This window comes from uncultured Pseudophaeobacter sp., assembly GCA_905479575.1.
Taxonomy (GTDB): Bacteria; Pseudomonadota; Alphaproteobacteria; order Rhodobacterales; family Rhodobacteraceae; genus Pseudophaeobacter.
Map to the genome: position 1 here is coordinate 1 of CAJQNB010000061.1, position 12,336 is coordinate 12,336.

Below are 12,336 nucleotides of genomic sequence, written 5' to 3' on the forward strand. Positions count from 1 at the left end.
TGTATTATGTCGGGGTCAAGCTGCGCTGGGCGCTGACCGTGTCGATGATCTATGACGGGATGAGCATGGGGCAAAAGCTTCACGCGATTGCCCTGCCGGTGGCGGTTCTGACGCTGGTGGTGTTGGCCCATATGATGCGCATGACGCGCGCTGCGATCCTGAACGTGATGCAATCGGCCTATATCGAGACGGCTGAACTGAAAGGTCTCAACGGCTTTCAGGTGATCTTTCGCCACGCCTTCCCCAATGCGATTGCGCCTATTGTAAATGTTGTGATGCTGAACCTTGCCTATCTGGTGGTCGGCGTCGTGGTGATCGAGGTGGTCTTTGTCTACCCCGGCATGGGCCAGTATCTGGTGGACCATGTCTCGAAACGCGATGTGCCGGTTGTACAGGCCTGTGGTCTGATCTTTGCCGCCGTCTATATCGGTCTCAACATGGTGGCTGATGTCGTCGCGATCCTGTCGAACCCCCGTCTGAGGCATCCAAAATGAAGAATATCCCAATCTCCGCTATGATCGGGTTGTTCTTCACGGCCCTCTATTTTCTGGCAGCAATTTTTGCACCACTGATCGCCCCCTACGGCATGGCCGAAGTTGTCGGTGATGTCTGGGAACCCTCCCGCGTTGAAATCATGCTGGGCATCGCGCCCGATGGTGTCACCGAAGCCAACTACTGGCTTGGAACTGACAATATCGGCCGCGACCTGCTGAGCCGCATGATCTATGGTGGGCGCACCACCATCTTTATCGCAACTGCGGCGACGATCCTGTCCTTTACACTCGGCTCCACCCTGGGCTTTTTTGCTGCCGTAGCCGGTGGCTGGATTGATCAGGGGCTGTCGCGCTTTGTTGACCTGGTGATGTCGATCCCAACGCTGATCTTTGCCCTGGTGGTTCTGTCGGTGATGCCGGTGACAGTGCCGGTACTGATCCTGGTCATGGGGCTGCTGGATTCCACCCGTGTCTACCGTCTGGCCCGCGCCGTTGCGGTGGATATCGAAGTCATGGACTACGTCGAAGCAGCCCGCCTGCGTGGCGAGAAAACCGCCTGGATCATCTTTCGCGAAATCCTGCCCAATGCGCTGTCCCCTCTGGTGGCCGAAATGGGCCTGCGGTTCATCTTTATGGTTCTCTTTGTCTCTACCCTTTCCTTCCTTGGGCTTGGCATTCAGCCGCCCGAAGCGGACTGGGGCGGTATCGTGAAAGAAAACAAAGACGGTATCGTCTATGGCATTCCGGCGGCCCTGATGCCTGCCTTTGCCATTGCCACACTGGCCATCTCGGTCAACCTGGTGGCTGACTGGGTGCTGAACCGAACTACTTCTTTGAAAGGAGGCCGCGGATGAGCGAACCCCTGCTAAAAGTACGCGGCCTGAAGATCGGCGCAACGGCCTATCCTCCGGGTGAAAAACCCCATGACATCGAAATCGTGCATGGGGTGGATTTTGACGTCCAAAAGGGCAAGGTGCTGGGCCTCATCGGCGAGTCCGGTGCTGGTAAATCCACTATCGGCCTTGCCTCCATGGCCTATGGTCGTGGTGGTGTAAAAATCACCGGGGGTGAGGTCTGGGTCAATGGTCGCGACATCATGCAATCCAGCCTGGGCGATATCCGTAAGCTGCGCGGCGGTGAGGTGACATATGTCTCACAATCCGCAGCGGCCTCGTTCAACCCCGCCAAAAAGATCATTGATCAGGTGGTAGAGGCTGCCGTCGAGCAGAACAAATTCAGCCGCAAGGAAGCAGAAGAACGCGCTCGGGTGTTGTTTGAGAAACTTGGCCTGCCCGATCCAGACAATATTGGCGATCGTTTTCCCCATCAGGTGTCCGGTGGCCAGCTACAGCGCTGCATGACAGCGCTGGCGCTGTGCCCGGAGCCGGATCTGGTGGTGTTTGATGAGCCGACAACGGCGCTGGATGTGACCACCCAGATTGATGTGCTGATGGCAATCAAGGAAGCCATTCGCGATACGGGTGTTGCGGCCTTGTATATCACCCATGATCTGGCCGTTGTGGCCCAGGTCAGCGATGACATCATGGTGCTGCGCCACGGCAATATGGTGGAATACGGGCCTGTTGATCAGATCATCAACAACCCGCAGGAAGAGTATACACAAGCGCTGGTTTCTGTCCGCTCGATCGACCACGAAGAAAAATCTCCCAGTGGCGATCCGGTCCTAAGCGTGCGCAATATCACCGCCCGCTACAAGGGTACTCAGTTTGACGTTCTGCATAGTGTGAATGTGGATCTCTACCCGGGCCAGACTCTGGCTGTGGTGGGGGAATCCGGCTCGGGCAAATCGACCCTCGCCCGTGTCATCACCGGTCTGTTGCCTCCGCGCGAGGGGGAGATCGAATTCGCTGGTCGTGTGCTATCGCCCGATCTGGCGGGACGCTCCCGCGAGGATCTACGTGAATTGCAGATGATCTACCAGATGGCGGATGTGGCGATGAACCCGCGTCAGACCGTGGGCACCATTATCGGCCGCCCGCTGGAGTTCTATTTCGACATGAAGGGCGGCGAGAAGCGCAAGCGGATCATCGAACTGCTGGATGAGATCGAACTGGGCGAAGACTTCATTGATCGCTACCCGGCCGAACTGTCAGGCGGGCAAAAGCAACGTGTCTGCATCGCCCGTGCCCTGGCGGCCAAGCCCAAGATGATCATCTGCGACGAGGTCACCTCGGCGCTCGATCCCCTGGTGGCCGATGGCATTCTCAAGCTGCTGCTGGAGCTGCAAAAGGTCGAAGATGTTGCCTTCCTCTTCATCACCCACGATCTGGCGACTGTCCGCGCCATCTCTGATTCCATCGCGGTAATGTATCAGGGCAAGGTGCAGCGCTATGGCGGCAAGAACCAGGTGCTTAGCCCGCCGTTTGATGACTATACCGATCTTCTGCTCAGTTCTGTGCCCGAGATGCGTCTGGGCTGGCTGGAAGAGGTCATTGCCAACCGTAAAATGGAAAGTGCCGGCAACTGATCCGGCTGACCCTTTTACGCTAAAACCCTTCAGGCCCGTGCAATCTGCGCGGGCCTGCGTCGTTTTGGATCTATACATTCCATTTTAAGCATGCTTGAATATTCCGAAATTGGAATATTATTATCATGTTAGGAATAGGCCGATGACCAAATCTCGCTCCCCTGCTGGCGCCGCCGCAGATCAGAGCTATTCTCCGCTCTACTTTCTCGCCTCCCTCGGCGCTGGTGGTCTGACTGTCACCTTCTTTATGTACCTGATGTTCTGGGTGCCCCATCCCGGTCGCCCCGTTCCCGTCTTTGAAGACCTCATGGCGGTGTTTGCCAAGGATAGCCTGCCTTTGAAAGGCGCCGTGGTGCTGGCAATGCTGGGGATTGCTGTCTTTGCCTTTTTGAACGTGAAGGTGCTGCTGTGGAACTTTGCAGCGCTGTCGCGGTTTAAAAAGACCGATACCTATGGCGACCTGTGCAAAACCAATGGCGAAACGACCCTTCTGGCGGGTCCATTGGCTACAGCGATGACCATCAATGGGGGCTTTATTGTTGGCCTGGTCTTTGTGCCGCAGCTCTGGAGCGTGGTTGAATATCTATTCCCCGCAGCCATGGTGGCCTTTCTGGCTGTGGGCATCTGGGCCTTCCGCCTGATCGGGCATTTCCTGGGGCGGGTTCTGGCCGAAGGTGGCGCCTTTGACATGACGGCCCATAACTCCTTTGCCCAGCTGCTGCCCGCCTTTGCCCTGTCGATGGTGGCCGTGGGACTGTCGGCCCCCGCAGCGATGAGCGGCAACAGCCTTGTGGTTGGCGTCTCCCTGGTGCTCTCGACCTTCTTTGGGGTCACTGCAATGCTCTATGCGGCCTATGCCTCTGTCACTGCCTTCTCCTCCATGCTGATGCATGGCACCGCGCGCGAGGCTGGCCCCACCCTGATGGTGATCGTGCCGCTGCTGACTGTGCTGGGCATCATGATGCTGCGCCAGAACCACGGGCTGCATGCCAGCTTTGACGTACATGGCGCCCCGGCTGAAACCTTGGTCCTGCTGGCGCGCATCCTGACCATCCAGATTGTCTTTTCGCTGCTTGGCCTTTTGGTGATGTCCCGTCAGAAATATTTCTCTGACTTTGTCTTAGGCGACAAGCTGTCTGCTGGCTCTTATGCGCTGGTCTGCCCCGGTGTGGCCCTGTCGGTTATGTTGCATTTCTTTATCAACAAGGGTCTGGTTGGCACCCAGATCGTGGACAAGTTCAGCCTTTCCTACTGGGCTCTCACCGCCTTGGCCTTGGCTTTCCAATGGGCGATGATTGCGCTGGTGCTGCGCCTCAACCGGCAGCATTTCAAAGGGGTGGCAACTGCAGCAACTGCGGTGCCAGCTGAGTGACCCGGGCACTTCACCCCGGAAATTGGCCCTGGCAATTGACCTGACGAAAAGCAAAAAAATGACGGGTGGCGGCTTCGCCATCCTTTCTTTGAATGGTAATTCAAGTTCTCCTCGCAATGATGTGTCTAGGACGCCCGGCGGAACAAAAGGATTCGGATTATGAACAACAAATTGCTTCTCATCATTTTGGATGGAGTCCCCTATCGCAACTTCCGCCGTCTGTTTGGCAACCTGGAAGGCTGGGTCGACAGCGGTGAGGCGAGGGTCTGGAAGCTGCGCTCGGTGCTGCCCTCCATTTCTGCCAGCTGCTATGCCTCGATCCATACAGGTGTCGCGCCCGCAGAACACGGCTGCACCGGCAATGGCAATGTCTTCAAGCTGAGCCACAAGGACGTCTTTTCCCAGGTGCGCGAGGCTGGCGGCACCACCGGTGCAGTGGCCCATAGCTTCTGGTCGCAATTCTTCAACCGCCATCCCTTCGACTATGTGCGTGATATTGAGTACGACGAGCCCGGCAATGCCACCATCAACCATGGCCGCTTTCACACCATGACCGGCTATGGCCACGACAACCAGATGACTCCCTCAGATGTGGATCTGTTTGGCACGCTGACCAATCTCTGCCTGCGCTTTGGCCTGAACTACGGCATGCTGCACACCTGCACCCTGGACAGTATGGGACATCGGTTCTTCCATGATTGCCAGCAAATGGACCATGCCTGTTTCGTGATGGATGAGATGCTGGCCCCCTTTGTCACCAAATGGCGGCAACTGGGCTATGAGGTGATTGTCACCGCAGACCATGGCCAGGATGAACGTGGTCATCACGGCGGACGCAGTGCGCTCCAACAGGAAACCGCGCTCTACTACTTTGGCACGGCCGAGGGCCCTGACAAGGACGATGTGATTGACCAGCGCCAGTTGGCACCAACAATCCTGGACAGGCTTGGTGCCCCGATTGCCGATACCATGACGGCAAAGCCCTTTTTGAAGTAGGCCAAAACCCAGCCCCCCTCTCTCCTTTGGCCAGCGCCACATTTGGAGAGAGGATCGCGCCGCACATGAAAGACGTTTACATGAACCACTTTTATTCTTCCCTTCTTTCAGCTCTTGGCGCGGTGCTGCTCAGCGCATCCTCAGCCACCGCCAATGATTATTGTGAAGATCTCTGGTTCACGCGCAATGCCATCATGGACCGGGCTGGCTATTGCTTTGGCTCGCCCCTTGGTCAGGCCATTTTTGACAACAGCGACTGCCTGGGAAAGTCCGTATCACTCAGCAGCGATGACCAGAAAAGTGTCACCGAACTGCAGCGCCTGGAGCAGCAAGAACACTGCAGTATCGATACAGCAAAACGGCATCTTTCCCTGGACGATCTAGGGCTGCGCAAAGGCCTGTGGCATCTGCCCTTGCGAGACCTATCCGGAAGCGCCTGCATCGGCTGGCTGGGTCCCCAGGTCGGTCTGCGCATCGGTCATAGCCAAGATGCACCGATCATCGGAAAAATCAGCCCGGGCGACACCATTGGTTATAACTACCTTCCCGAAGACGGCTGGGACTACGTGCAGGTCTATGACAGCAATTGGTCGCTGAAATCGGCAGGCTGGACCGATCTTGTGGTCTCCCCCAAGAGCTGCCGAGACATCGCAGGCTAGACGTAGCGCACGCGGTCACTGGCATCTATCAGTCGTAGGGCCAAATGCCCTGCCCCAGCGCCTCTACCGCGGCTGAGATACGCTCAAAACTGTCGCGCGCCCGCCCGACCGAGTGGCGTGCGCGCAGAAACCCGTGCACCAGCCCCGGCTCGTTGATCCAATAGGCCTTGCCCCCGGCTGCCTGGATCCGGTCCCGGTAGTCCCGGCTATCATCGCGCACCGGATCACAATCCGCCGAGACCAGAACCGTCGGCGGCAAACCGGTAAAATCCTTGTCCTGTAACGGCGCGAAAGTAGGGTCAGGCCCCAGATCGCCTTTGGGGCGGCGCACATCCATATAAAAGAGGATCTCGTCACGGGTCAGCATGGGGGCCTGCGCGTGCTCCAGATAGGAGCCGGCATTGATGTCGCCTCCAAAGGCGCCGTAGATCAAAACCTGCCCCATAACTGCCGACGACAGTTCGGTATCCGCCCGTGCGGCATGGGCCAGCGCCGCACAGAGATTGGCCCCGGCGCTATCGCCCATCAGGACAACGCCTTTGCCATAGGTTGCAACCACCCATCTGAGCGCCGTCCAGGCGTCTTCGAACATGGCCGGGTGCTGGTGCTCTGGCGCCAGGCGATAGTCGACCGCAACCACGCGGTAGCCGGTTTGCGCGCAGATTTCGGCGCAGACATCATCGTGACTGTTGAGATCACCCACAACAAAGCCGCCACCATGGCAAAACAGCACCGTGCGGCTGGGATCACCCGCCGTATAAATTCGCACCGGCACATCAGACACCCTGCGGTCTTCGCTTGTCACCAGATCGGGGCGCGGTGCCAGAAATTCCCGCGCCATATCATTGTAAACCCCGCGCTGCTCTTCAATGCTAAGCGCAACAGCGTCCTCGGGATAACACTCCCCGGTCTTGCGGATGAAGGCCCAGGTTTCTTCGTCGATTAGTCTCTCATAGTCCATGCCTGGCCCTTCAGTATCGTGGTTCTGGGCAACAGCCTAGGCCAGAGCACCGGGGCAAGGGAATGGTCAAAGCGCAAAAAAAGGGCACGCCCTGCTGGCGCGCCCTTAACAAATCCGTCCCGACCGAATGCGGTGGTCGTTACGCGTTTCTCACTCAGCTGGCCAAAGCGGCCTCTGCGGCCATGTGTTCCCAAGGGCGGGTAAAGCCGCCCAGCACAGCGGAGATGTCACCGTCACTGGCGCCATTGGCCTCCAGCTGCGCCACCAGACCGCGCTTTTTATCGTCAATCACAGCGACGACCCGCGCCGGACAGGACGCCTTCAGCAGGGCCTCGTTATAGACGCGGGTTATGGCATGTTTGCGCAGATCCGGTTTGAAGATCTTGCCCACCGCCGTTTTTGGCAGCTCGTCCATAACCGTCAGGTGTTTTGGAATGGCGGCGCGCTCATGCACGTGGACCTTGCAATACTCCAGCAGCTCCTCTGCTGAGGTCTTAGCTCCCTCGACAAGTTCGACAAAGGCACAGGGCAGTTCGCCCGAATGGGCATCAGGCTGGCCAATGGCACCGGCAAAGGCAACGGCCTCATGGCCCAAAAGCGCCTCTTCGATTTCAGCCGGGTCGATGTTGTGACCGCCACGGATAATCAGATCCTTAGCGCGCCCAGTGATCCACAGGTAGCTGTCTTCGTCAAACCGCCCCAGATCCCCCGTGCGCAGGTATTTATCCTTATAGTAGAGATCGACGTTTTTATCCGCCTCGGTATAGGTATGGCCTGCGTAAACACCAGGGTTGGAGATACAGATCTCGCCCACTTCATCGGTGCCACATTCCACCAGCCCGTCGGCAGTTCCCTTGACGATCTTCACATCCGTATAGGGGAAGGTGATCCCGATCGAGCCGATCTTTTTCTCGCCATCTACCGGGTTACAGGACACCAGACAGGTGGCCTCGGTCAGACCGTAGCCTTCAATGATATTGATGCCGGTGGCATCCTGAAACCGGCGGTACAGCTCAACCGGCAGCGGTGCAGAGCCGGAAAAGGCGGTTTTTACCGTCGAGATATCCGCATCCACCGGGCGCTGCATCTTGGCCGAAATTGCAGTGGGCACGGTGATGATAAAGGTGATTTTCCAGCGTTCGATCAGTTTCCAGAAATTGTCGAACACCCCATCGCCACGATAGCCCTGTGGCGTCGGGAACACCACATGCGCGCCTGATGCAACCGAGGCCATGATAATGACGTGACAGGCAAAGACGTGGAACAGTGGCAACGGACACATGATGTTGTCGTTCTCAGTATATAGCAGCGTGCTGCCGATCCAGCCGTTGTAGATCATACCAGAGTATTTGTGCTGTGCGACCTTGGGCATGCCGGTGGTGCCGCCAGTATGGAAGTAGCAGGCGACACGGTCCGTGGTGCTGTCGGCAAAGGTCAGTGTGGTTGGCTGTTTGCGCATCTCGCCACGCAGGGATTTGTAATCAGCGTGGGCGACTTTGTCTTTGTTTTCCAACTTGGGACGCACCAATGGCACGATCCAGGATTTTGGCGGCGTCAGGTAGCGGTTCAAATCCACTTCCAGAACAGTATTCACACCCGGTGCGTGCCGCACCGCCTCGACCACTTTCTGTGCCACGTCAGTCTTGGGGAAAGGTTTCAGCGTCACCACGACCTTGGCCTTGGTTTCGCGCAGGATTGAGGCAATCTGTTCGGGTTCCAACAGTGGGTTGATCGGGTTGACGATCCCCGCAACGGCCCCCGCCAGCATGGTGACAAGGGTCTCGTTACAGTTGGGCAGCACATAGGCCACCACGTCTTTTTCGCCGATGCCCAGCTCGCGGAACAAATTGGCCGCTTGCGTCACCTGATCCTTAAGCTGGCTCCAGCTCAGGGTTTCCGCCTTATCGGTGGGACCAGAAAAGATCTGATAGCTTACCGCATTGTTATTGGGAAACTTGTCTGTTGTACGTGACAACAACTGATACAGAGTGACCGGGTTGTCCCGCTCCTCCCAGCTCGCCTCGTTCTCCATCGCAATGCTGTCATCTATCGTGGCAAATGCCATTGTAATCCTCCCCTGATCCCGGCTTTAGCCGGGAAACTCCTCTTCAACCCCAATCTGAGGGCAAAAGCCAGATCGTGCAAGAGAATGGCAAGGATCACGTCAAGGCAACAAGCCGTTTTGACGTCGCGACACAAGCAGCCTGCCCTAGGCAAGCCGCTTGCAACGGGTCCTATTCTGCGGCCAGCCCGTCGGTGAACTGCAACCGCGCCAGCCGGGCATAAAGCCCACCTTCGGCAACCAGCGCCTCATGGGTGCCAGTGGCGACCACCTGACCCTCTTCCATAACAACAATACGGTCGGCCTTTTTAACCGTGGCGAGACGGTGCGCGACGATCAAAGTTGTGCGGCTTTGGCTCAGCTCATCCACTGCGGCCTGCACCAAACGCTCGCTTTCGGCATCCAGCGCCGAGGTGGCCTCATCCAGCAGCAGAACCGGGGCATCACGCAGGATGGCACGGGCAATGGCGATCCGTTGTTTCTGCCCCCCGGACAGCATCACACCGCGCTCGCCAACAAAGCTGTCATAGCCCTCGGGCAGGTTTGAGATGAACTCATGCGCCGCCGCTGCGGCCTCGACCTCAGCATCCGTCGCATCGGGGCGACCAAAGCGGATATTTTCGCGAGCGGATGCGGCAAAGATCACCGGATCCTGGGGCACCATGGCCAGATACTGGCGGAAATCATCGCGCTGCAAATCCGGCAGCGCGACACCATCCAGCAAGATTGCCCCCTTGTCGGGATCATAAAACCGCTGGATCATCTGGATGATGGTGGTTTTACCCGCGCCTGACGGACCGACAAACGCAACCGTTTCACCTGGGCGCACCGTCAAGTTTACCTCATTCAAGGCCTGCACCCCGGGGCGGGACGGGTAGGCAAAGCTGACATCCTCAAAGGTGATCTCACCCTGGACAGGCTGGGACAGGGTCTTGGCTGCCTTGGGATCCTTTACGGTATCCGTTGCGTTCAGCAGTTCAATCAGCCGCTCGGTGGCCCCGGCGGCGCGTTGCAGCTCGCTCCAGATTTCCGACAGCGCCGCCACGGATCCGGCAACCAACACCGCATAGATCACAAACTGGATCAGGGTGCCTTCGCTCATCAGTCCGGCGCGCACATCATTGGCGCCCATCCACAGCACCCCAACAATACCCGAGAAAACCAGGAAAATCACAATAACGGTCAGATAGGCACGGGTTTTGATCCGCGTGATCGAAACATCAAACGCGGTCTCGGTCATTTTGGAAAACTGCGCACGGCTGGCGTTTTCATGGGTGAAGGCCTGCACCGTCTGCACCGCGCCCAGCGCTTCGCCTGCATTGCCAGAGGAGGCCGCGATCCAGTCCTGGTTCTCGCGGCTAATGCCCCGCAAACGACGCCCCAAAACCATGATCGGCACGATGACCGCTGGGACAATCAGCAAAACCAGACCGGTCAGTTTGGCCGAGGTCAGCAGCATCAGCACCATGCCACCAATAAAGATCAACAGGTTGCGCAGGGCAATGGATACCGAAGAGCCCAGAACCGATTGGATCAGGGTGGTATCGGTGGTGATACGGCTCAGCACTTCACCGGTCATGATCTTTTCAAAAAAGGCGGGGCTCATGCCGATAACACGGTCAAAGACGGCCTTGCGAATATCCGACACCACGCGCTCACCCAATCGGGTCACCAGCGCATAGCGCAGCCCGGTCCCCACAGCCAACAAAGCCGCGATGACCAAAGCGGCCATGAAATACTGATTGAGCAGCGCGCTTTCGGAGATCCGAAAGTTATCCACCACCCGGCGCACCGCCAAGGGCAGCGTCAGAGACAAACCCGCCGTCAAGACCAGGGCGCAGGTGGCCGCAAACATCAACAGCCAATAGGGGCGCATAAAAGGCCACAAGGCTCCAAGAACCCCGATTTCGCGAGAACTCTCGCGGTCTTCTTCTGTTGTCGGAGCTGCCTTATTTCGCGCCATACCGAGTCCCTTTGACAGTTTTCCCTGCTCGGGCCTGGTGCCCTGCGGTCCAAGCAGGTTCATGGCCCTCCCAGCTCAGCAGGTCAAGCAACTCTCGCCCGGTTGCTGAGAACAAACCGGGGGCATGGGCTGCCGAATGGCCGCTTCGGACAAAAAGACGCAATAAAATTTCGCCGACGACAATCTCTCGTCGCGGCGAGCGAACAACTCACAGGTTGCTTGGGGCGCAGATGCCGATCACCTGTGCGGCATCCAGCGGTTCGTGAAGGCACCGCAAGACGCCTTCACGGTGTTATTGCGGCTTCAGCCGCCGTATTGCTTGATCAGGCTTTTGGCCGTTTCAATCAGCGCACGGCCATCAATGCCCCGCCCTTCCATTTCGCTGACCCAGCGGTCGATAACGGGCACGGATCTCTCCTTAAACCGGGCGACTTCTGCCTCTGACAGCTGAATGATGGAGTTGCCGGCATCTTCGGCAATTTCCCGGCCACGAGCATCGTAGCTCCACATCACTTCGGCAGCCATCTGCGAAAGCGCCTGTCCGGATTCTGCATCGATTGCTGCGCGCAGATCCTCGGGCAGGCTGTCGTATTTGGCCCGGTTCATCACGAGGACAATCGTGGCGGTATACAGCGATTCTTCTCCAACAAACTCGGTGTGATTTCCAACCAGTTCGGAGAGCTTGATCGCAGGGGTCACCTCCCAGGGGATCACAGTGCCCGATACCACGCCCTTGGACAGGGCCTCGGGAATGGCGGGCAGTGGCAATCCAACCGGGATTGCCCCCAGTTCCTTGAGGTAGTCATTGATCACACGGGTAGGCCCCCGCATTTTGACCCCTTCCATGTCTTCAGGTCGGGTCACACCATCGGTGGTATGAATAACCCCCGGGCCATGAACCCAGGCCCCCAGAACCTTCATGTCTTTGTACTCCCCCTCCTGCAGGTCGGTTTCGACCAAATGCTGAAAGGCTTGCGAGGTGGCGACCGGATTGGTCATCATAAAGGGCAATTCAAAGACTTCGGTTTTTGGGAACCGGCCCGGGGTATAGCCAACCACGGTCATGACGATATCCGCCACGCCATCAACCGCCTGATCAATCAGGCCAGGGGGTTTGCCACCCAGCGCCATGGAATCGAAGTGTTCGATCTTGATACGGCCGCCACTGCGCTCCTCCACGGCGGCGCCCCAGGGTTTGAGAATATGCTTTGGCACGGTTGCTGGCGCTGGCAGAAACTGGTGCAGGCGCAGCGTGACCTCCTGTGCCAGCGTCGTGCTGGGCATCAGGCCAATGGCCAGTGCAACTGCTGCTGCAGATTTAAGAATATTTCGACGTTTCAT

The 12,336-nt window shown here is 57.9% G+C and carries 10 protein-coding genes; 6 read left to right on the plus strand and 4 right to left on the minus strand.

What is annotated here, in order from left to right:
• From QZ268_RS15160 to QZ268_RS15185, 6 genes are all read left to right on the plus strand, one after another.
• A partial coding sequence (locus tag QZ268_RS15160) for an ABC transporter permease (protein ID WP_295454335.1) occupies window positions 1–494 on the plus strand: 494 nt, incomplete at its 5' end.
• On the plus strand, window positions 491–1,348 hold the full coding sequence (locus QZ268_RS15165) for an ABC transporter permease (protein WP_295454336.1): 858 nt from the start codon (window positions 491–493) through the stop codon (window positions 1,346–1,348). The genes QZ268_RS15160 and QZ268_RS15165, both read left to right, overlap by 4 nt.
• Complete coding sequence (locus tag QZ268_RS15170; RefSeq protein ID WP_295454338.1) at window positions 1,345–2,982, plus strand: ABC transporter ATP-binding protein; 1,638 nt, start codon at window positions 1,345–1,347, stop codon at window positions 2,980–2,982. The genes QZ268_RS15165 and QZ268_RS15170 overlap by 4 nt, the downstream gene beginning before the upstream one ends.
• 142 nt (window positions 2,983–3,124) lie before the next feature.
• Window positions 3,125–4,354: a hypothetical protein gene (locus tag QZ268_RS15175; protein ID WP_295454340.1), complete on the plus strand. Its 1,230-nt coding sequence runs from the start codon at window positions 3,125–3,127 to the stop codon at window positions 4,352–4,354.
• A gap of 159 nt (window positions 4,355–4,513) precedes the next feature.
• Complete coding sequence (locus QZ268_RS15180; RefSeq protein WP_295454342.1) at window positions 4,514–5,350, plus strand: alkaline phosphatase family protein; 837 nt, start codon at window positions 4,514–4,516, stop codon at window positions 5,348–5,350.
• Between the two features lie 65 nt (window positions 5,351–5,415).
• On the plus strand, window positions 5,416–6,009 hold the full coding sequence (locus QZ268_RS15185) for a DUF4453 domain-containing protein (RefSeq protein WP_295454344.1): 594 nt from the start codon (window positions 5,416–5,418) through the stop codon (window positions 6,007–6,009).
• A gap of 28 nt (window positions 6,010–6,037) precedes the next feature.
• Here QZ268_RS15185 and QZ268_RS15190 read toward each other — a convergent pair whose 3' ends face one another.
• The 4 genes from QZ268_RS15190 to QZ268_RS15205 all read right to left on the minus strand — a co-directional run bounded on the left by QZ268_RS15190 (window position 6,038) and on the right by QZ268_RS15205 (window position 12,336).
• Window positions 6,038–6,970 carry an alpha/beta hydrolase gene (locus QZ268_RS15190; RefSeq protein WP_295454345.1) on the minus strand — a complete coding sequence of 311 codons (933 nt, stop codon included), beginning with the start codon at window positions 6,968–6,970 and terminating at the stop codon, window positions 6,038–6,040.
• Between the two features lie 154 nt (window positions 6,971–7,124).
• Window positions 7,125–9,035 carry an acyl-CoA synthetase gene (locus tag QZ268_RS15195; RefSeq protein WP_295454347.1) on the minus strand — a complete coding sequence of 637 codons (1,911 nt, stop codon included), beginning with the start codon at window positions 9,033–9,035 and terminating at the stop codon, window positions 7,125–7,127.
• 169 nt (window positions 9,036–9,204) lie between these two features.
• A complete protein-coding gene (locus QZ268_RS15200; protein WP_295454349.1) occupies window positions 9,205–10,995 on the minus strand; it encodes an ABC transporter transmembrane domain-containing protein in 1,791 nt (596 codons plus the stop codon).
• 303 nt (window positions 10,996–11,298) lie between these two features.
• Window positions 11,299–12,336 (minus strand): TRAP transporter substrate-binding protein, encoded by a 1,038-nt coding sequence (locus QZ268_RS15205; RefSeq protein ID WP_295454351.1) that lies wholly within the window; start codon window positions 12,334–12,336, stop codon window positions 11,299–11,301.

Coding starts and splice junctions, on each gene's coding strand:
- QZ268_RS15180 (WP_295454342.1), top strand. CDS start 4,514: ATGAACAACAAATTGCTTCTCATCATTTTGGATGGAGTCCCCTATCGC.
- QZ268_RS15185 (WP_295454344.1), top strand. CDS start 5,416: ATGAAAGACGTTTACATGAACCACTTTTATTCTTCCCTTCTTTCAGCT.
- QZ268_RS15165 (WP_295454336.1), top strand. CDS start 491: ATGAAGAATATCCCAATCTCCGCTATGATCGGGTTGTTCTTCACGGCC.
- QZ268_RS15205 (WP_295454351.1), bottom strand. CDS start 12,336: ATGAAACGTCGAAATATTCTTAAATCTGCAGCAGCAGTTGCACTGGCC.
- QZ268_RS15170 (WP_295454338.1), top strand. CDS start 1,345: ATGAGCGAACCCCTGCTAAAAGTACGCGGCCTGAAGATCGGCGCAACG.
- QZ268_RS15175 (WP_295454340.1), top strand. CDS start 3,125: ATGACCAAATCTCGCTCCCCTGCTGGCGCCGCCGCAGATCAGAGCTAT.
- QZ268_RS15195 (WP_295454347.1), bottom strand. CDS start 9,035: ATGGCATTTGCCACGATAGATGACAGCATTGCGATGGAGAACGAGGCG.
- QZ268_RS15200 (WP_295454349.1), bottom strand. CDS start 10,995: ATGGCGCGAAATAAGGCAGCTCCGACAACAGAAGAAGACCGCGAGAGT.
- QZ268_RS15190 (WP_295454345.1), bottom strand. CDS start 6,970: ATGGACTATGAGAGACTAATCGACGAAGAAACCTGGGCCTTCATCCGC.